The organism is Eisenbergiella massiliensis, from assembly GCF_003435485.1.
On sequence record NZ_QVLV01000002.1, the window covers coordinates 532,368 to 552,756 of the forward strand.

Annotated in this window: 18 protein-coding genes; 5 read left to right on the forward strand and 13 right to left on the reverse strand. The window is 50.5% G+C overall.

Annotation, left to right across the window (positions count from 1 at the left end; genetic code table 11):
• Window positions 1-52: 52 nt before the first annotated feature.
• Window positions 53-736, forward strand: coding sequence for an ABC transporter ATP-binding protein (locus DXC51_RS04990; protein WP_021638634.1), 684 nt, complete (start codon window positions 53-55; stop codon window positions 734-736).
• Window positions 733-3,060 (forward strand): ABC transporter permease, encoded by a 2,328-nt coding sequence (locus tag DXC51_RS04995; RefSeq protein ID WP_117543985.1) that lies wholly within the window; start codon window positions 733-735, stop codon window positions 3,058-3,060. The genes DXC51_RS04990 and DXC51_RS04995 overlap by 4 nt, the downstream gene beginning before the upstream one ends.
• A gap of 111 nt (window positions 3,061-3,171) precedes the next feature.
• Here DXC51_RS04995 and DXC51_RS05000 read toward each other — a convergent pair whose 3' ends face one another.
• The 7 genes from DXC51_RS05000 to DXC51_RS05030 form a co-directional block, all read right to left on the reverse strand.
• A complete protein-coding gene (locus DXC51_RS05000; protein ID WP_021638636.1) occupies window positions 3,172-3,642 on the reverse strand; it encodes a pyridoxamine 5'-phosphate oxidase family protein in 471 nt (156 codons plus the stop codon).
• The gene (locus tag DXC51_RS05005; RefSeq protein ID WP_181970028.1) at window positions 3,639-4,475 is read right to left on the reverse strand and encodes an alpha/beta fold hydrolase; all 837 of its coding nucleotides are present in this window, start codon (window positions 4,473-4,475) and stop codon (window positions 3,639-3,641) included. Before DXC51_RS05005 ends, DXC51_RS05000 begins: the two co-directional genes overlap by 4 nt.
• 78 nt (window positions 4,476-4,553) lie before the next feature.
• Window positions 4,554-5,261, reverse strand: coding sequence for an HAD family hydrolase (locus DXC51_RS05010; protein WP_117543986.1), 708 nt, complete (start codon window positions 5,259-5,261; stop codon window positions 4,554-4,556).
• Window positions 5,262-5,301: 40 nt separating this feature from the next.
• The gene (locus DXC51_RS05015) at window positions 5,302-8,103 is read right to left on the reverse strand and encodes a glycoside hydrolase family 3 protein (RefSeq protein WP_117543987.1); all 2,802 of its coding nucleotides are present in this window, start codon (window positions 8,101-8,103) and stop codon (window positions 5,302-5,304) included.
• Between the two features lie 57 nt (window positions 8,104-8,160).
• On the reverse strand, window positions 8,161-9,000 hold the full coding sequence (locus tag DXC51_RS05020; RefSeq protein ID WP_117543988.1) for a sugar phosphate isomerase/epimerase family protein: 840 nt from the start codon (window positions 8,998-9,000) through the stop codon (window positions 8,161-8,163).
• Window positions 9,001-9,101: 101 nt separating this feature from the next.
• On the reverse strand, window positions 9,102-9,575 hold the full coding sequence (locus DXC51_RS05025; RefSeq protein WP_021638641.1) for a VOC family protein: 474 nt from the start codon (window positions 9,573-9,575) through the stop codon (window positions 9,102-9,104).
• 222 nt (window positions 9,576-9,797) lie between these two features.
• The gene (locus DXC51_RS05030) at window positions 9,798-10,928 is read right to left on the reverse strand and encodes a Gfo/Idh/MocA family protein (protein WP_117543989.1); all 1,131 of its coding nucleotides are present in this window, start codon (window positions 10,926-10,928) and stop codon (window positions 9,798-9,800) included.
• 154 nt (window positions 10,929-11,082) lie between these two features.
• Between DXC51_RS05030 and DXC51_RS05035 the strand changes: the two genes are divergently transcribed.
• Window positions 11,083-11,910: a helix-turn-helix domain-containing protein gene (locus DXC51_RS05035; RefSeq protein WP_117543990.1), complete on the forward strand. Its 828-nt coding sequence runs from the start codon at window positions 11,083-11,085 to the stop codon at window positions 11,908-11,910.
• Here the strand turns inward: DXC51_RS05035 and DXC51_RS05040 are convergent.
• The 6 genes from DXC51_RS05040 to DXC51_RS05065 form a co-directional block, all read right to left on the reverse strand.
• Window positions 11,888-12,778, reverse strand: coding sequence for a sensor histidine kinase (locus tag DXC51_RS05040; protein WP_117543991.1), 891 nt, complete (start codon window positions 12,776-12,778; stop codon window positions 11,888-11,890). The genes DXC51_RS05035 and DXC51_RS05040 overlap by 23 nt on opposite strands.
• A 71-nt stretch (window positions 12,779-12,849) precedes the next feature.
• Window positions 12,850-13,656 (reverse strand): ABC transporter permease, encoded by an 807-nt coding sequence (locus DXC51_RS05045; RefSeq protein WP_117543992.1) that lies wholly within the window; start codon window positions 13,654-13,656, stop codon window positions 12,850-12,852.
• Window positions 13,649-14,560 (reverse strand): ATP-binding cassette domain-containing protein, encoded by a 912-nt coding sequence (locus tag DXC51_RS05050; RefSeq protein ID WP_117530565.1) that lies wholly within the window; start codon window positions 14,558-14,560, stop codon window positions 13,649-13,651. Before DXC51_RS05050 ends, DXC51_RS05045 begins: the two co-directional genes overlap by 8 nt.
• Window positions 14,561-14,721: 161 nt before the next feature.
• A complete protein-coding gene (locus DXC51_RS05055; protein WP_117543993.1) occupies window positions 14,722-15,393 on the reverse strand; it encodes a response regulator transcription factor in 672 nt (223 codons plus the stop codon).
• A 233-nt stretch (window positions 15,394-15,626) separates the two neighbouring features.
• Window positions 15,627-17,720, reverse strand: a complete 2,094-nt coding sequence (locus DXC51_RS05060; protein WP_117543994.1) for a DUF11 domain-containing protein — start codon at window positions 17,718-17,720, stop codon at window positions 15,627-15,629.
• 1 nt (window position 17,721) lies between these two features.
• On the reverse strand, window positions 17,722-18,033 hold the full coding sequence (locus DXC51_RS05065) for an alpha-helical endospore appendage domain-containing protein (protein WP_025489548.1): 312 nt from the start codon (window positions 18,031-18,033) through the stop codon (window positions 17,722-17,724).
• A 181-nt stretch (window positions 18,034-18,214) separates the two neighbouring features.
• Between DXC51_RS05065 and DXC51_RS29435 the strand changes: the two genes are divergently transcribed.
• Together DXC51_RS29435 and DXC51_RS05075 are read left to right on the forward strand one after the other, a co-directional pair.
• Window positions 18,215-19,426, forward strand: a complete 1,212-nt coding sequence (locus tag DXC51_RS29435) for an alpha-helical endospore appendage domain-containing protein (RefSeq protein ID WP_181970029.1) — start codon at window positions 18,215-18,217, stop codon at window positions 19,424-19,426.
• Window positions 19,427-19,460: 34 nt separating this feature from the next.
• Window positions 19,461-20,285, forward strand: coding sequence for a MerR family transcriptional regulator (locus DXC51_RS05075; protein WP_117544033.1), 825 nt, complete (start codon window positions 19,461-19,463; stop codon window positions 20,283-20,285).
• Window positions 20,286-20,389 lie beyond the last annotated feature (104 nt).

Sequence of the window (20,389 nt, forward strand, 5' to 3'; positions counted from 1 at the left end):
AGGGTTCGTATGCTACTCTTTTTATATCAAAACAGAAAGAGGTGTTAATAGAATGGATTTATTAGAAGTTAAAAATATTTCAAAAACTTATGGAAATGGCGAAGTTGCCGTACACGCATTAAAACAAGCGACGTTTTCTGTCCCCAAAGGAGAATTTGTTGCCGTCGTTGGGGAGTCCGGCTCCGGGAAAAGTACGCTTCTGAACATGGTGGGGGCCCTGGATACGCCCACCTCCGGCAAGGTGTTTATTGACGGCAAGGACATCTTCTCTATGAAAGAACGTAATTTAACCGTTTTCCGGCGCAGGAATATTGGCTTTATTTTTCAGAGTTTTAACCTGATACCGGAATTAACCGTGGAGCAGAACATTGTTTTTCCCGTATTGCTTGACTATCAGAAGCCGGACATGAAATATCTGGAAGAGCTGCTTACTGTCCTTAACCTAAAAGAACGCCGCCGCCATCTTCCCAGTCAGCTTTCCGGCGGCCAGCAGCAGCGTGTGGCAATCGGACGCGCTTTAATGACACGTCCGGCGCTGATACTTGCCGACGAACCGACCGGAAATCTTGATACACAAAATACAAGTGAAGTCATTGCATTACTGAAAGAGGCGTCCAGAAAATATGAGCAGACCATTGTAATGATTACCCATAGCAGAAGTATCGCACAGACAGCCGACAGGATTTTGCAGGTATCCGACGGGCAGCTGACCGATTTTGGGAGGTGCCGCGAATGAAAAGCTACCTTAGCCTTGTGCCTATTTCTGCGCGCGTCCATAAACGCCAAAGCCGTATGACCCGCATTTGTATTATTCTTGCGGTATTTCTGGTAACATCTATTTTTTCCATGGCAGAGATGTGGACAAAGGCAGAAACCACTACAATGCGCCACAATCAAGGGGACTGGCACATTGCCCTCCAAAATGTATCAGAGAATGAAGCGAAACAGATTATGGAAACCTCTGATGTTGCTTTTTCTTCATGGTACAACGAAATAAACACCAGTGCAGATCAAGGTTATTACACAGGCGGTAAAAATGCTGCTTTGTATGGTGTTGAGGAAACATACACAACAAATATTATGAATTACCCGTTGGAGGGTTCTTATCCGCAAAGTGAAAAGGAAGCTGCTCTTAGTGCTGACGCAAAAGATTTATTCGGAATTACGGTTGGCGACAGGATTACCTTAAATACACCTGCGGGGGATTTTGAATATACCATTTCCGGCTTCTATGAGGATGATACTGAATTTAACAATATTATTGACGGAACCTGTGTGTATATGAACCGGGCGGCATTTGATGAAATTTCTGCCATGAACGGTACGGAGCCCGCCCCTCAATTCTACATTCGCTTTAAAAAAGAAAGCGGCCTGAAAAAAGCGATTGCAGACTTGAAGCAGCAATACAATCTTACCGCCGCAAATGTAAAAGAAAATATGGGTCTTTTGGGAATATTGGGAGCCAGCAGCAATAAAAGTGTAAGCCAGCTCTATCCTCTGGCAGCCGTCTGTTTCATTATCATTTTAGTTTCAGGCGTTTTTATGATTTCAAGCTGTATGAACAGCAATGTGACACAACGTACAGCATTTTTTGGGATGATGCGTTGTATTGGTGCCAGTAAACAGCAAATCATACGTTTTGTACGGCTTGAGGCATTGAACTGGTGTAAAACAGCAATTCCGATCGGTTGTGCCTTGGGAACCATAACCTGCTGGATATTATGCGCGGTTTTAAAAATTTTGGTAAAAGGCGAGTGGGTGGATATGCCGCTTTTTGCAGTAAGCATAAGCGGTATTCTCAGCGGCGCTGCCGTTGGTGTTGTCACTGTATTCATTGCCGCCCATTCCCCTGCGAAGCAGGCAGCACGGGTTTCGCCAGTAGCAGCAGTATCCGGCAATGCAAATGTATCGAAAAAGGTTAGCCGCATCACAAAAATAAGGTTTTTCAAAGTGGAAACTTCTTTGGGTATTCATCATGCAACCGGCGCAAAGAAAAATCTTCTGCTTATTACAGGTTCCTTTGCCCTTATGATCGTCCTGTTTCTTGCATTTTCCGCCTGCCTTGATCTTGTGCATAAGCTGCTCCCGTCTATAAGCGACTTTACACCAGACATTACAATCAGCAGTGAAAAAGATGCAAATTCTGTAACCAGGGATCTGGTAGAAGAAATTTCAGAAATACCCGGTGTGAAAACTGTTTTTGGTACTATGCTTAATGCTGCATACCCTGTTGAAATTAATGGAAGGGCAGAAACGGTTGATCTTTTCTCTTATAATAAGTTCATGATTGACAATTTCAAGAACTCTGTTATGAGCGGCGATTTATCAAAGGTCTATGGAAATTCCGGCTATGCGTTGGCAATCTATAATCAGGATAAACGGCTAAGCGTTGGCGATAAAATTAAAATCGGAGGTGAAGAAATTGAAATTGCATGTATCGTTTCCGAGGGAGTGGGAAGCGTCAGCGGTTCGGCTACAATGGTCTGCTCGGAAGAAACCTATACACGCCTGCTGGGTGAACAAAACTATATGATGGTTAGTGTGATGCTGGAAAAAGATGTTTCTGAGGCAGACGTAAATAGAATTTGTGATCTGGCTGGTGATTATCTGTTTTTGGATAATAGGGAAGAAAATAGAGATGTCAACGGCTCCTACTGGGTGTTCCGTCTTGCAGCATACGGTTTTCTGGCGATTATTTCCCTTATCACCGTGCTGAATATTATGAACAGTATTTCCATAGGCGTATCTGCAAGGATTAAGCAATATGGCGCAATGCGCGCTGTTGGCATGGAAAGCCGGCAAGTAACGAAAATGATAGCTGCCGAAGCCGTTACATACGCTGCCAGCGGTACGATTGTTGGAATTGTACTCGGCCTGCTGCTTCACTATCTTATTTATGTGAAGATTATTTTAAGCCATTTTGGCGGCGTATGGAAAATTCCTGTCACTCCAATAGCAATTATTATTTTATTGATTTCATTTTCGTGTATTGCTGCGGTTCACACACCAGCAAAGCGTATTCGTAATATGGCGGTTACAGACACTATTAACGAGTTGTGATTGCCTGAATACAAGATCTATGTAAAAAAACGCATCGTTGATTTATCTGCTGCCGACGGCAAAAGGCAAAAAGCCGCCGTGCAGCAGCTCCGGCCTGCCTGGCAAAAGCTTCTACGGATGCTCCTTGCAGGACAGCTCCGTCACGTCCAGCCTGAGGATGCGCACCGCTTCTGCCATCGCATCCGAAAACTCCCAGTCGTCCCTGCCGGTATTATGGCGCATGATGCTTTGCAGCGCCGCCTTTCTTTCCTCCGCTGCATCCACAAAGCTGACGCGGCCCGTACCGATTACGCTCTGAAAACGCGCGGAATGATTACATGCCAGATCCCCTTCCACAAGCTCATAATTCGTATCCAGTTCAAACCCCACAGAAGGCGCTGCCGAAATCAAATCGATTTTCCTGCCTTCCCTTGCGCTGTGAAAATAGAAAAATCTCCTGCCCTCCTCTTCTTCATAACCGAAGCTCAGAGGGACAATGTAAACCTCTTTTCCGTCAAAAAAACCCAGCCTGCAGCAATGGCTGGCTTCAATAATCTCCCGTATTTTGGCCGGTTCCGTAATTTCTCTGTCTTTTCTTCTCATACGTTTTCCTCCAAAGCTGTCTCATTCAGGAAATCCATGACCTGGCGGTTGAAATCCTCAGTTTCATCATAAGCGCCATGTCCCAGTCCTTCATAAATTATCATTTTGCACTGCTTGATTTTTTCTGCCATTTCCGGCGCGGCGCCTGTCCCCACAATTTTATCGTCGCCTCCTCCCAGGATAAGGACAGGGCAGCTTATCCCGGAAAGCTCTTCATAGGCATTATGGGTGAGGCAGGACTCCGCCTGGATGAGGAACCGGCTGAAATCCTCCGGCTTTCCCACCCTGCACAGCAGCGGATAAAGAGGCCTGTATTTTTTCAGTGTTTTCAGGGAATATGTCTTCTCGCTTGTATCTGTCATCAGCGATCTGTAATCGCCCTTTGCCGCCATCTCCATCCACCCGTTAACAGCATTTTTCAGGATTTCGTTCTGCCTGGACGCAGTCACCCCCAGAACAAGTTTTTCCACAATATCCGGATGGGCTATGGCAAAATGCTGGGCAATCATACCGCCCTGGGATATCCCCATGAGGTAAATTTTTTCCGTATTCCATGGACGCAGCTGTTCCAGCGCCAGCCACAGATCCTCTGCCATATCCTTCGTCGTACAACCCTCTTCCAGCTTATTTTTTCTGCTGAAAATATACGCCCGGTAATAGGGGGCAATCTTCCTGTAGTAAAAAGCCAGATTGACGGCCTGACCGTGAACGGTTCTCAACCCGTCGCCCAGTCCGGGCAAAATTATGAGCGGCCTGCTGCCATAGCCGAATTCCACATAATCCATGGCAGTATCCTTTATAATTACCTTATGTTCCGCAGCCTTGTAAAACAACAGCGCCTCCCGTCTGCCGCCTCCATGCGTCAGCCCTTTTTCGATAACAGCTCAGCAGGCTGAACCGTTACTGCTTTTCTATTTATCCTGTCCACCCGTTTTTTCATCCGTTTTCCCTTCGACCAGCTGCAGAATATCTGAGATCTGTTTCACCTCATAATCTGCCAGCGACCTGTCAAAGCCAAACCTGTCATCCACCACCGCGGCGACCCTCATCCCGGCCAGGTGGGCCGCCGTAATGCCTGCGGTGGAATCCTCCGCCACCAGACAGCGTTGCGGCTCCACTCCCAGGCAGGAAGCCGTGTGCAGATAAATTTCCGGATCCGGCTTGCTGCGCCGGAAGCTCTCTCCGCTGACCACCACCTCGAAATAAGGGCGTATGCCGTTATCCGTAAGGATTTTTTCCACAATGGAAAGACCGTTGGAGGAGGCCAATGCCAGCCGGATTCCCCGCTGCTTCAGACTCTCCAGCACCCCCGGTATTTCCCTGCGGAACACACTGGCAAAATCAATCGAGGCATAGGTGCATACCACGGTTTTCCGGTATTCCGCCAGAAGCTCCTGCCAGGTCATTCCGTTATGCACCGCCTCCGCCACAAGGGACCAGCTGCCTTCCGAGGAGCGGCCCACCGTGGGATACAGCTCTTCCAGCGTCACTTCCGGATTTTTCTCCCTGGCAAACTGCCAGCGTAAGTTCAGATACAGCATTTCACTGTCCACTATCACGCCGTCCATATCAAATATCACCGCATCCGTGACCTGGCAGCCGCATTTATAGTTTATCATAAAACATTCTCTTCCTTCCGGTATTCTTACGTCCAAACCGTTACTGCAGTTCTTCCTTTAAAATCATTCTCACTTCTCCCAGCTCCAGGCCTGACTGGCCGAAATAAAATTTCAGATACTGGTGCGGGAAACGGAATTCTCCCAAATCTGAGGAGCGTACCACCCATTCCCCCTGGGTGCCGTTGATGGTAAAGGTGATTACCACTCCATGGTTCATAAAGATAGACATGGGCACCTGGGCCAGCTCGCCCGCATCACATCTGGCTTTGATCTGAATGGCATAAATTCCCTGATGGAGAAGCTTCACTCCCAGCACGGAGGAAGCCCCCTTCTCCGTGGAAATCCCTGAAATATCCAGCGGCGTATCCCGATCCACCTCCTGATATTTCAAATCCAGGAACTGTGCATCCTCTCCCGCGCTCTCCCTCTGCTCCTTCAGTTCTTCCTCTGAAATCCGGTTGAGGAACCGATCCATAACAGGCAGACGCATCAGTACGCTGCAGATATTCCGGGCGCTGCGCAGCAGCTCGCCTCTGGTAATCCTGCCGTCGGCCAGGCCTTCCAGGGTATTGTCCTGGGCGCTGTTTGACGCAGCGTCTGATACCACCATGTATACATCGTTCTGCCCGCGCACCATGGCCGCCGTGTTACGGGTATCTCCATCCTGTCCCTCATCGTTCATCTTCGCCCACCAGTCCGTCATCACCAGGCCGTCAAAGCCCCATTCCTTCCGCAGGATCGTGGTCAGCAGGTCATAGCTTCCGGCGGTCCATAGGCCGTTCACCGGGCCGTAGGTGCTCATAATGGAGATCGCCCCGCCTTCCTTCACCGCAATCTCAAAGCCCTTCAGATAAATTTCACGCAGTGCCCTTTCCGAAATTACCGAATCCGCCAGATTTCTTGAAAATTCCTGGTTATTTCCGGCGAAATGCTTGATCGTTCCGCTGGTTCCCGCTTTTCCCATGCCCTTCAGCTGGGCTGCCGCCATTTTCCCGGTCAGATAGGGATCCTCTGAAAAATATTCGAAATTCCTTCCGTTCAGCGGATTCCTGTGGATATTCATTCCCGGCCCCAGAAGAAGATCCACCCGGTTTCTTCTCAGCTCCAGCCCTTCCATTTCAAAGAGGGCTTCCACTAACGCTTCATTAAAGGTACAGGCCAGGCAGGTCCCGTTGGGCAGGCTGAAGGCATGGGTGCCACAGTCCATACGTATGCCGGAAGGGCCGTCGGCGCAGCAGCCCACCGGGATGCCAAAGTCCTTCAGCCTGTCCGTCACGCCGCCAAAGGCGCCTGCTGTTCCCGGAGTCACCTTAGGGGAACACATTCCTTCTCCGCGCACGATACAGGCAAGATCCTCATCGGTCAGCTGGGAAAGGAATTCGTCCAGTTCCGCCTTTTTATCATATACATCTCCCAGGGTAATGCCCTTATCGCCGCTGCAGGCCGCAGCTTCAGGCCTGTTTTCCCGAATCCGGTCCGCAAGGCTTATGGTGCGCAGGGGCACAGCCTCCTTTCCCATTTCCAGTTCCAGGGAATCATCAGCCTCTTCCGCAGTCTTTTTACCGCAGACAGCCTCCGGCTTCAAGCGGAAAAACGGAGTCACAGGCGCCAGCGCTTCCTCAAGCTGCTGTGTCACCTTCAGCTCCGGCTGCGTAAAGGAGCCGCATAAAGCGGCGCTTCTCACATCCTCTCCCGCAAAAAAGCGGTAAGTGCCTTCCTCTAAGACATAACAGGATTTATGTCCCGTCGCGCCGCTGTCATCATAGGAGGCCAATTCCTTTTTCCATATAGTAAACGGAAGCTCCTCTTTTTCTCCCGGCATAAGCACCCTGGTCTTGGCAAACGAGGCCAGGCTGCGCAGCGGCTTCCCCAGAACTCCCTGGGGCGGGTTAACATAGACCTGCACTACCTGGCGGCCGGGAAATTCTCCTTCATTCGCAACTGCTATTTTTAAGGATACGGAATCGCTGTCCTCTGCAAATTCCAGTGTTTCCATGGAAAAATGTGTATAGGACAATCCAAATCCGAACGGGTAAAGCACTTTGTCTTTGGCTGTTGTTTCAAAATAACGGTATCCCACGTAGATGTCTTCCGTATAAAAATTCCTGTACTGATCGCCAAAGCAGGAGGAGGACGGGTAATCTTCTATGGAACGGGCGATAGTATCGCTCAGACGGCCGCAGGGGTTTACCCTGCCGGTCAGCACGTCGGCAACGCCGCTGCCGCCCTCCATTCCGCCCTGCCATACATAAAGAACAGCGGAGGGCTTACAGGTCTCCACCCATTTCATATCAATGATATTCCCCACATTCAAAAGTACCGCCGTCCTGGTAAAATGTCTGCTTACCGTACGGATCATGGCCTCCTCTTCTTCCGTAAGCAGGTAGCTTCCCGGTTCAGCCTTGGTATCCTGATCCTCCCCGGCGGTCCTTCCGATGATAACCAGCGCCACGTCGCTTATCTGAGCGGCTCTTTTTGCCACATTGTCCGGCAAAGGCATTTCTTCCTGGGACCATGGCTCCTGTCCCCAGCCCTTTCCCTTATCAAAAGGGTGCCCTTCGCACCATTTTTCGTAGACTGCCGCCAGCTCTTCGTTGACGTGTATCTCCTTTTCCTGGCGCAGCGCATCCAGGATTCCTGTCACATAGCGGGTATTTACTAGCCCGCCTGAGCCGGTGCCGCTTTTATAATAATTCAGCTGTATTCTGCCGAATACGGAAACAGTTTCCCCTTTCTTTACCGGCAGCGTGTTGTTCTCGTTTTTCAACAGAACGCAGCCCTCCGCCACAGCCTGGCGGGCCAGCTGTTTATATTTTTCCATGTCCAGATAGTACTTTCCCATTAGTGATGTCCTCCCTTTATATCAGCAGTTCAATATGATAACGGTTCCGCAGAGCGCTTAATTGCACATACGGATTCCGGCTTTTTCCAATCTTGCCTTCAGATAGGCGATGCTTTCCAGATATTCATCGTCCGAATGGAGATGCTCAATGATCATGGGCATCTGCGGGTTTACTCTGTCTGCCAGCCGGGCATATTTTTCCAGATTCAGAATTCCTTCCCCGCAGGCTGTCTCCTTCAGCTGGAAGGTAAACTCCGCCTGAAGGCATACGTCCTTAATGTGGCAGCTTTTGATATGGCTCCCCAGCTTATCGAAGCATTTTTCCATAAAGTCTTCATTATTAAAATATTTTTCCGGGCTGGTAATCCAGTTTGCCAAATCCATGTGCACTGCAAACCGTTCTCTGTCCACAGCCGCAATCAGGCGTTCATATTCCTCCGGATCCTTTGGCACCATCCAGGGCATAGGTTCAATCGTATAGTATGTATTCACCGGCGCGGCGGCATCGATGATCTCCTGGATGGATTTCACCGTCTTTTCCCAATGCTCTTCGGAGAAATTCTCCTTATAGGCGCCGTCCCATCTGCTCCCTGTGCTTCCTGCGATATTTACACAGCAGTTGGCGCCTATTTTGTCCGCCAGCTTCAGCTGTCCGATGCAGCGCTCCATGGCCGCCCTGCGCTCTGTTTCTGCCGGTGCCACCGGATTGCACCAGGCGCCCACCTCCGCAATGACAAGGCCGGCCTTTTTTGCCGCCTCTGCATAAGCTTCAATCAGTTCCTCCGGCGCCGTATAATCCACCGGGAACACTACTGCCCCGCAGCCCAGCTCTTTCATTTTCTCTGCCCATTGTGACGGGGTATCATGCTTTAACGATGAAGATAATCCAATCCGCATATGATTTGCCCTCCTCTTTTTTGTTTTCCCTTTCCTTAAAAAAATGGGAATACGGACATGCGTTGCCCGCTTTGTTCTTTTTGACGGCCGCTGTGGGTATTTTACTTGTGATCACTCTCCAGAAGCTCAATCAATACCTTAAGATCCTTCTCAGCCGACAGATAAGCATACCTGCCGTCTCCGCTGCCGTATTCCCCCTTCTGTTCCAGCGTCATTCCAAAATCCTGACAGTTTACCACCGCCTGCTGCATATTCATACCATTTACGTTAAAGGCCAGGTGATGTACGCCTTCGCCGTGCTTGTCCAGGAATTCTCTCCAGGTGGAAGGCTCTTCGTTGGGCTGGATTAATTCCAGCTGCAGTCCCGGCCCTACATCAAAGAATGCCAGAAGACTCTGTGCGCCGGGCGCAGGCTGTCCCTTGTATTCGGTCTGGGTCACCGCATAGTCCCCCGCCTCCACTGCCGGTGGTTCCTCTACGCCGAGAAACTGCGCCCATTTCTTTTTTGTTTCATAAATGTCTCTTACAATAAATCCTACCTGTGTCACTGTGCTGCTTCCTACGACTCCGCTCATGATTTTCTCCTTTACATTTTTCCCAAATTTGTTTTATGGTCGCATTGCTGCCATAGATAATCATCTTACTAATCAGCTACCTTCTATCCTAAAACCTGATAATCACACACAGTATACCCTTTTTCTCCTAAAGCAGCAATATGGTGCCGTAAAAAAATTACGGCACCATACGTCAAATTATTGTTATTTGCAACTGCTATTTTACCATATAAAACTCAGGCTTTAAAACTCCGGCACCACAACCTCCGCCCCATCCTTCATGGCAGAAATATGCGCGCAGATTCCCGCCGCGGTAATATTGCCTCCCAGCACCTCATCCACCGCAGGCTTCCTGTCTTCCAGAATGCTTTTGAGGAATTCATTCACCAGATGGGGATGCGACCCGTGATGGCCGCCCGCCGCGCCGCTGATAAGGGAATCCTGGGGATTGAGCGGATCATAATTGCCGCCTACCGTATGCTTCTGGATTTCCCTGGGCAGCATCTCATAAAAGTTGGGCATCACCCGCGCCTCCACCGACGTGGTTCCGCCTCTTCTTCCGTCCTCCGCTCTCTGCGCGGTTGTAATCACCGGATCATCATCGTCTGCAAAGCCCCATTCAAAGCTCGCTTCACTGCCGTAAATAAACATGCCCTCCTGATAAACCCTGGCCGTTTCAAACAGCGTCCTCGTAGCCTCCCCCTTCAGCCCGTTTTCAAAGGAGAAGATTGCCGTTTCCACAGGATACGGGTTCTGGTACTGTCTGACAAGCCATTCCTCCATGGTGCCGGAGCCGAAGCAATGTACCTTCTGTATCCTCGATCCTGCCATAACCCGCATGGGCGCGATGGCATGGGTCCCGTACCACATCGGGGGAAGCCCCATCCAGTAGGAAGGCCAGTTCGCCATATCCTGATAATGGGAGCCGCGCAGAAACTGAATTTTACCGAATTCCCCGTTTTCCAGCATCTGCCTGGCATAGAAAAACTGCCTGGTATAAAGCGTGGTTTCCATCATCATATATTTTTTCCCGCTTCTTCTCACCGCGGCGGTAATCCGCTCCAGATCCTCCAGGGATGTCGCCATCGGCACGGTGCAGGCACAATGCTTTCCGGAATCCAGCACGGCCACCGTCTGTTCGGCATGCAGCGGAATCGGTGTTACCAGATGAACCGCATCCACTTCCTTATCCCGCAGTATTTCATCAAAGCTGTGATACTGCCTTTGAATGCCGTGCGTGCGGGCGAATTCCTCCATCCGCCCGGTATCCGTGTCAAAAATCCCAATGTTCCCTACGGCGGGATGATCCTTATAAATCGGGACAAACGCCCCTCCAAAGCCCAGACCCACAAGCACTACATTTAATTTTTTCATCCTTCATTCTTCCTTTCCCATTCCTTACGGCGCAGACCTGTCTGTCCTGCCGCGGTTTTCTATAGTATAAAAAATCCTCCCGCCAACGTCCATTGACAAAGAGGAATAAAAATGTATATTATGGACTCATACTAAAAAAAGAAGGTGATTGCGGATGCCCTTTTACAGCTTCGGATCCCCCAGGAAAATCAGCGCGGCAAGCTATATTTACTATGCCCAGGGCTGTCTCCATCCGGACCGTGTCATGCAGGAGCACGATTTTGTATATATGCTAAATGGACAATGGGAAATCTTCCAGGGCAGGGAAGCCTTTTTCATGGAAAACGACGATGTGCTCATACTGCACGCCGGACAGCATCACTTCGGCGTCAGGGACTGCCTCCCCGGGACGCAGACCATATACTTCCATATCGGCGCCGGACATAAGGATACCTTCCAATGCGGCAAGGAAACACCCTCCGAAGGCGCGCTTCTTCCCCCTCTGATTCACTGTGGCGGCCGGCCGCGGGTAAAGCTGCTGTTTCAGGAGCTTGTCTCCATCTGGCATGAGCCTGCGCCCCGGCGGAACCGGAAGCTGGACACGCTGTTTGAACTGCTGCTTCTGGAGCTGGAGGAATGCTGCGGACAGGAAGCGCATTTTCATGATGAAGTACTGCTGCGGTCCGTTTCCCTGCTGGCCCAAAATCCACAGAAGTTCTTTACCGCGGGGGAGCTTTCGGATCTGCTTGGCATCTGCGCCAGGACGCTGAACCGGCGTTTTCAGCTCCAATATGGAAAAACCTTCTATCAATACCAGATGGAAGAAAAAATGCATATGGTCCAGCAGTTCCTCCTGGATTATCCTGAGGCAAAGCTGCAGACGGTGGCTGTCAATTTCGGCTTCTATGACGAATTCCACTTAAACAAGGCCTTCCGCAAATATACAGGAATGCCTCCCGGGCAGTACCGGAAGGCAAATATCACAAATTTCCCGGGGCTTTGAATTCCAGGATAATTGTCAGCTGCCCGGCTTCCACCGCCGCGGCAGCGCTTCCTCCCATTTTCTCCATCAGCCCTTTCACACTGGCCAGCCCCAGTCCGGCGCCGCCGGTATGCCTTGCCGCATCCGAACGGTAAAAACGGTCAAACAGCCGGTCCGCATCCAGTGTTTCCGGCTGTTTTACGGGATTGGTAAACGTGATCCGGTTTCCCTGTCTTTTAATTTCCAACCGCCCGCTTCCGTAACGCAGCGCATTCTGCAGCAGGTTGGAAAAAATCCGGCGCAGCGCTTCCTCCGATCCCCAGACGCCTCTTTCCTCTTCCCCAAATTCCACTGCCGGCTCCACACCCGCGGCCGTAAGCCTGTAATAGAAGCCTGCCAGCACATCGCAGAGCACGGGGAATGGCGCTGTTTCCGAGCATTCGATGCTGTATTCTTCATTGGACAGCTTGGAAAATAAGAACAGCTCCTCCAGCAGCCCTTCAAGATCCTCCATCCTCCGGCGGATAATGGAGATGTATTCCTTCTGCCTGGCAGCATCCGGAGTGTTTTCCAGAAGCTGCAGGTAGCCCATCGCTCCTGTCAGCGGAGTGCGGATATCGTGAGAGACGCAGGATACGGTATATTTCAGTTCCCTGCTCATATTTTCCAGGCGTATCCGCGCCTGCTGCCCGTTTTCCAGCCGATGGTTCATTGCCCTGCAGCAGCGCAGGAAAGCGCGGCTGCGCACACTTGTGCCCAACCGCAGGTTACTGTTTTCATCCGTTTCCTCCAGCTGCTCCGCCCAGTCCTTCAGCTGCCTTTCACAACGCCACAGCCGGAGGAGCGCCAGCAGCAAAGCCGCGCCCAGTCCCATGATTATCCAGTTCATGCGCCCTCCTTATAGGGAACAACTCTTTTCCTGTAATAGCTCCGGCAGTTGAACTATTACGATTTTTCTGCCTAAATATCCTTTTTATACAGCGGCCAGAGACTGGCTGCTGACCAGATTACCAGCCATACGCCTGCCACTGCAGCGCCTTTCATAAAGGAATCCCCCTGTACAAGATATCCTGTCATATTCTGCACACAGCCATATAACGTCATATCATTAATGGAAAGCCCCCAGTTTCCAAGCATTGATTCCACCATGACTATCAGAATCCCGCCCGGCACGACGATTGCCGCCGCAATCCCGGCGCCCTCGCTTCTGAACATCACGCTGAGGAAGAGGCCCTGCGCCATATAAGCCGCCCCGATTAACAGATATCCCAGGAAAAAAGCCGCATAGACGCCCGGTTCATCCGGCGCAAAGTACATACCGCAAATCCTGCATATTACCCGGAAAGCCAACATGGATCCGGCTATCCAGACAGCGCAGACCACCGACATGCAGATCATTTTGCCGGCGAAATAACGCCATCGTCCTCCATTATAGGAAAAAATGTTTTTGGCAAAGCCGCTGCTGAAATCAGAACAGATAAACAGAACCGCCACAACATAAAGCGCAACAAAGAAAAATCCACCGCTGTAAATAGTGGAACAGAGCGCCTCTGTTTCCGACATCTGCCTGATTTCATCGAAATCCGAATCATTCGTGGTGGTGAATTTCATTCCCGCGTCAATCGCCTGCTCACGAAGCTCCGGATCCGTTATTGTGTGAAGCATAATGATCATTATCAGGATTCCTGCAGTCAGACAGAGGAAAGCGATATAGAACATTTTGGAACGAAACATACGGCGAAGATCCATTCTCAGCATATTAAGCATTCTCTCCGCCTCCCATCATTTCCAGGAAATATTCTTCTGTATCCCTCCGGTGACGGTACAGCTCCTGTATCACAATCCCCTCCTGCGTGAGCGCATTGCTCACCTCTCCGCCGTCACAGCTGCCGTAAATCTGCAGCCGCCCCTCCGGACGCACCTCATACTGGGTCAGGCCCAGCTTCTTTTCCAGGCACACCGCCGCTTCCTTCGGCCGGTTTACCCTTACATGCAGATAGTCCCTGCAGTTTTCTTCCAGCTGCTGCGCTGTGATCTCCTGCACCATCCTGCCATCCCGAATCACCCCGTAGCGGGTCGCCAGCTTTCCCAGCTCACCCAGGATATGTGAGCTGATCAGGATAGTGATGCCCCTCTCCTGGTTCAGCTTCTGAAGCAGCGCGCGTACCTTTACTATCCCCTCCGGATCCAGACCGTTTACCGGCTCGTCCAGAATCAGCAGATCGGGACTGCCCAGCAGGGCCATGGCGATTCCCAGTCTCTGCTTCATGCCCATGGAAAACTGTTTCGTTTTCTTTTTCCCGGTATCGGAAAGGCCTACCAGGGAAAGCAGCTCCCGCACCTTCTTTTTTCCATCCACCAGCCCCAGGCAGACCGCCTTCTGCATCATATTATCTTCCGCGCCCAGTCCGGGGTAAATGCCGGGACTTTCAATCAGGATCCCTGTCCTTTTTCTGGACACGCTGTCCGTAACCGGCCTTCCAAATATGGCAATCTCTCCCGACGTGGGAGCCGCCAGCGAACACAACATCTTCAGCGCCGTTGATTTTCCGGCTCCATTTTTTCCTATAAATCCGTAAATGTCACCCTCATGGACCGTCATCGACAATTCATCCACCGCACTTTTTTTCCCATAAACTTTAGAAAGCGCCCTTGTCTGCACCACTTCCATTACCGCTGCCTCCTTCTTTGATATCCCGTAACCTTCCGGCGCCTTCACAGCTGAGGTGAAAATTTATCTATAGCTGCCAGTCTGCCGTCAATTACGATACCTCTACTATCGCAGAAACAGATAGAGAAATCGCAAAGAAAAGATAAAGAAAGTATTAAATGTTATTCTGTCAGCTTAAATCCGATTCCCCATACAGTGGAAATATAGTCCCCGGCGCCTGCCGAGCGCAGCTTTGCCCGGATGTTGCTCACATGCACATTGATCGTCTTATCCTCAATAAAAGCATCCTGCTGCCACACAGCCTCATAAATCTCCTGCCTGGTAAAAACCTTTTTCGGATGCCGCATCAGGAGCTCCACAATTCCCAGCTCATGGGCTGTCAGATCCACCGCTTTTCCTCCGGCCGTCAGTATCCTGGCCTGCGGATCAATCGTCCAGTCTTTGAAGGTAAGCTCCTTTTCCCCGCCCGCATTCCCACGATGTCGCAGCTGCACCAGGATACGCACCCAAAGCTCCTCCAGTTCAAAGGGCTTGGTCAGATAATCATCTGCGCCGCCACCCAGAAGCTCCACCTTGTCGTCCAGGGAATTTTTAGCAGTCAGCACAATAACCGGGATCCGGCTGGCTGCCCGTATCTGCCTGAGCAGCTCCCCGCCCGGCAGGCCGGGAAGCATCAGATCCAAAAGCAGCAGGTCAAACTCCTTCATCTGCCACAGAAGCCTTCCTTCCGTTCCTGAAAACGCCTGCTCCGCTATGCAGCCCTTTTCCCGCAGGAATTCCGCTGTCATATTATTGATATCCGTATCATCCTCTATAATTAAAATCCTTTTCATCCTGTTCTCCTGCCCCTCCGTCTGCGGCCCATAAGTCAAAACCCAACCGTTTCCGCCGGCTTTACGTCTCATCTTATCACAAAAGCGCAGACGATACAAACCGCAGCCCCAAAGACAGCCTTCGTAGACGCAAAAAACCCGGTGCGCAGTCCGCGTCAATACACGGTGCACACCAGGTTTTCTGTGCAAATGTCATATTAATATCGTTTTAAGGAAGGAACCGGTTCTGCCCGTTATATCTCCTCAGTCAGTGCACAGTCCTCCATCTGTGTGGAAACATTCTGCAGCTTGGCTTGCAAAATGTTTTCATACCTGGTAATGGTTCCCATCAGGTTTGCCACCGACCTGTTAAGCCGGAACAGCTCCTCCGTCGTTACCCCTTCTATCCCAATAAACGCCTGCATCTTTTCTCCTTCCGCATTTAAAATCCGGGCCAGCGCCGCTTCCTGTAAAGCCACGGAGCCTACCAAATCCACAAGCGCCTGGCATCTGGGAGTCAGGATTCCTGAAACAACGGTTGATACATTGTTTTCGGGCCGGGGATCCGGTGTGGAAGAGACCACACGCGCCGTATTGACGATTCTTCCCGCAGCTTCCGCCATGACGGTCCCGCGGATGAGAATGGTCCGGGAGCTTCCCGCGGCCAATACGCCCAGGTTCAGGCTTCCGGTCCAGGGATTGAATATAGTCCCGCCGTCCGCAGAAAATTCCACGCCCGTAAGGCTTCCGGGAACCGGATCCGTCAGCACCACATTTTCAGCCTCGGAAGGGCCCGCATTGGATACCGTAACCGTATAGGTCAGCGCTTCTCCCGGCCTGGCAGAACCAGAGGCCGTTTTAACTACGGAAACATCCGCCAGCATACCTTCTACCAGCACCGGGACTTCATTGGACGTCACTTCAAATTCTCCGGGGATTCCCCCTTCCACCGGTGTATAAGAGTAAGAAATACCGGCGTTGTTCACCGTCGGGTTCTGTGCCGGGATCGATTCTGCCAATACGGAAAATCTGACCGTAGCCATCCCGCCTCCCGGAATATCCGGCAGCGTGAAGCCCGTATTGGGATTGGCTGTCTGTACCTGATTCCCATTGACAAGGACGCTGCCCGGGACAAACACCAGGCCTGCCGGGACTGCATCCCTGAAAAATACGTCTGTCAGTGGATTGGAACAGGTGTTTGTAAGAGTCACCGTATAATCGATAACCTCACCTACGCTTGCGGTTGATGTACTGGCAGTTTTTACAGGAATAAATTCCCTCACAAGTATCTCGTTGAAGGAAACGTCATCAATCGCATAATCATTTCCTATAACCTCCGGCCCTTCACTGAGGAATTCAACGGTCAGGCTCGTGTTATTCCTTGAATTAAGCGCCGTGCCTATCTGCTTCCATTCCGGCGCATTCGTATTGACCGGAATCAAGGCTCCCAGGGTGGCGCTGTATAACACATCTCCCTCCGGATTCAGGATGCGTACCCCAAGCTCCGGATTCGGGTATCCTGTCACTTTAAAAAGATTCAGGATCCATGCGGTAAAAAGATAATTTGTATTCGGCTGCACCGTCACAGTGTCCCGGAAGAAAACTGCGCCGGGATCCGAACCGTTTACCACCATCATTCTTCCTGTTTCATTGCCCGCCGTATGATCCGCAATTCTCCACCAGGCGCCTATTGCCTCACTTAACGCGTTATTCATGATATTCTGCACCGTATACTCTCCGCCAATCGGCGTATAGTTTTCCGGGTCAGGCAGAACATATGTGAAATCCGGGGTGACGCCTGGATATGGCTCTGTGGGCGCACCCGTATTTGCCGGCGTGCCCGGCGGGAAAGTGCCAAAGGTACCGCCGTCGGCGGCGTCAATCAGATTTTCCCCGGAAATAACGGCGCATTCGTCCAAAATTGCTTCAATGGGCGTATAGATCACCGGACCGTTGAAAAAATTCTGATTTCCGATATCCGCGCCGGCAACCGTTACAAACAGCGTATCCGGAGTAAGGGAATCCAGGTTCGTGCTCCCTGCAGGCGGATTCGTTACGGCGCCAATCGGCGGATTTGTTCCCACAGGTATGCTGCCCGCCTGTGCATCCGCAAAATTCCCCGGTGAGGCCACTCCGCCCGGGGTGCCGTAGGCTTCCACAATTCTGTAGTTACCGTTTGGCACATTAATAAAAGAATAGTTTCCATTGGCATCCGTAAGCACCGTAAGCCGTACTCCCGTCGCGGTATTCTGCAGAACAACAGGTATGCCGGCAATGCCTGAATCCCCGGTGGATACAGTCAGGCTTCTGTCTCTGTCAAATATAACTCTTCCTGATATGGTAGCCATACTATAACCCACCTCCCTCTTCCTCTGTCAGGATATCTTCCGGAAGGCTGCACAGCTGACCGGCCAGTTCCACCTTGGCCTGTAATATCATTTCCAGTCTGGCGGCCGCGTTTACCATCTGGTCCACCGAGCGGTTCATGGACAACAGCTGTCCGGCGGTGACATCCTCCATGGAAATAATCGCCTGCATTTTCTCACCTTCCGCATTTAAAATATGCGACAATGCGTTTTCCTGCATTGCAACTGATTCAATTAAATTGGTTACCGCCTGTTCACAGGTACTGTTCCCCGGCGTTATAATGGGCATCCCCATATTCGTTTCCTCCGTTTTTATCATTATTGAGAATTCATCAGTATCCGGTTGTTTCTTCTTCTCTGCTATAGTTTATGTAAAAAAAAGTGCGTTGTTACCTGGCCCCAAAGGCGGTGTGGTCTTCCTCCCATGGAATGCATATGATAAAATACAATGCTGAATCTTAACCAGGAGAAACTTAATGAATACTACGCTGATACCGGATGTCACACTCACTTTTTCACCGGAATGCTGTAAAGAATACACAGGAATGGCCTTCGATGGAAATTATTTTTTCCTGACTGTGCCCTCAGAACTTAAAATCTGTAAATTCAGCCTGGATTTTATACTCTGCTGCCTCATTGATACCTGCAGGCCCTATACTTCCATCAGCTATGATAATAAGGAGAATTGTTTCTGGGCATGGAACGAAGACTCCGCAAAGACACTATTTAAACTTGACCGGGAAATGAAAGAAATAAGCAGGGTCGGGCTCTGTCCGCAGGACGGCAGTTGTCCACGCATAACTGCCGTCTCCTATCACCGTCAGACCAATACCTTCCTCGCCGCTTTCACCAATACGGTCGCCGAATTTAAAAAGAACGGCCAGTTTATCCGTACGCTTCAAGAGGCTGACAACATCCAGTTCTCATCGGTCCTGTCGGTTTTATCCTGCTATGCCACAGTCTGTGACAGCGGCGGAAAACAGGTTATCCAGTTTTTCACATTCCAGGGCCGGCTGGTAACATCCGCCAGCCTTCCCGCCGCCTGCCGGGTAATAGATATTGCCTTCCATACCTGCCCGGAACCTGACAGAAAAGCAATTATCCTGTCTATCCTGGCCGCCAAGCCTGACCATACCATATGCGTGCCAAGATGCAAAATTGATGTCTGCGATATCACCCCCTGCAAATGCCCCCCAAAGAGTGAACATAAATGCAGCCATAAATGTGAGTGCAAACATGAATGCAAGCCTAAATGTGATTGCCGTTGTAAGAGTCCCTGCTGCAATCACAGCTGCCGATGCAAAGACAGCTGTAAATGTAAGGACGGCTGCACCCCTGCCTGTAATTGCGGCGGAAAATGTAATTGCAGATACTGCTGCGAATGCCAAAACTGCTGCTCCTCCCTCTGCAGTCTGCTGGAATCCATTGCGCTCAACGAGGCCGCCCTGTCCCATATTCTCAACGCCGAAGGTGAAAAGCTTCAGAAGGCGGTCCAAATCGCTGACAGCATACACGATTTACTCGAAATTGACTGTTCCGTCATTCAAACGCTTACCAGAGTCACATTTCTTGAACAAACCCTCTATGCCAAGCTGGAAGCTGTGAAGGAGCTTCGGGACGGAAATTGCAGTGAAAAAGACGGCGAAAAGGAATCCGATGATTGTATGCCGGAACTTTCTGCGTTATGATAATGAAAAGAAAGAAAGGCAAAGGAGTTTCTCTGTGAAAGAAGGATATTATCTCATCGGCGAGGTCAGCAAAATCACCGGCATTCCCAAGGATACGCTGCATTTTTACAGCAAAACGGGACTTCTTGTCCCCGACTATGTGGATGAATGCAACCAGTACCGTTACTACTCCCGTTTTAATCTGTGGCAGCTGGATATCATCACCACCTGCAGAAAATTAAGCATTCCCCTGGAAAAGGTAAAACAGATCCTGGAGCTTCATGATAACGCCAAAATAACCCAGCTGCTTCTGGACTACCGCAGCGAAGCCCTGCGGTTGAGCAGATACTACCAGCAGGTCGCCAGGGACATTTCCTGGTATGAGCAGGAAAACATCCGGATTTCGGCCGGAACCCTTTCGGACCGTGTGGAGAAAAAATGGCTGGAGGAAGAAAAATTCATAACCGGCGCAAGAAAAAAGGATCCCGATTATCATGCCAACCTTCAGAAGGCAGCAAAGGACGAACTCCGGTATGCGGAAACCATTCAGCGCAAATACGGATATTTCCTCGATTTGGAGCAGATGAAGAACGGTATTTTTTTCAAAGACAGAGAATATCTGAAAATTGCGGACTGCAGCTACACCCATGTCAAACCTGAAAGCCTGTACACCTTTCCCGCCGGGGAATACGCGGTCTGCTTCGTACATATCAGGGACGGCGCCGCGGATTTCGGCCCGCTGCTTCGCTGGATTGAAGAAAATGGCTGGGAAACAGACGCGGTCTATGCGGAAGAACTGGGGCTCCAGCTGTTTGATTACATTGACGATTTCTACTGTGAAGTCAAAGCACACCTGACACGAAAGCCAGAACTGCCATAAAAAGGCAGCAGGCCTGTTTCCTGAAATAATGAAAAAAATATTCCAAAAAAGTTCTTGACCGTGTAGTAACTCCATCCTTTATCCTTTGCAAAGAGAAAGGATGT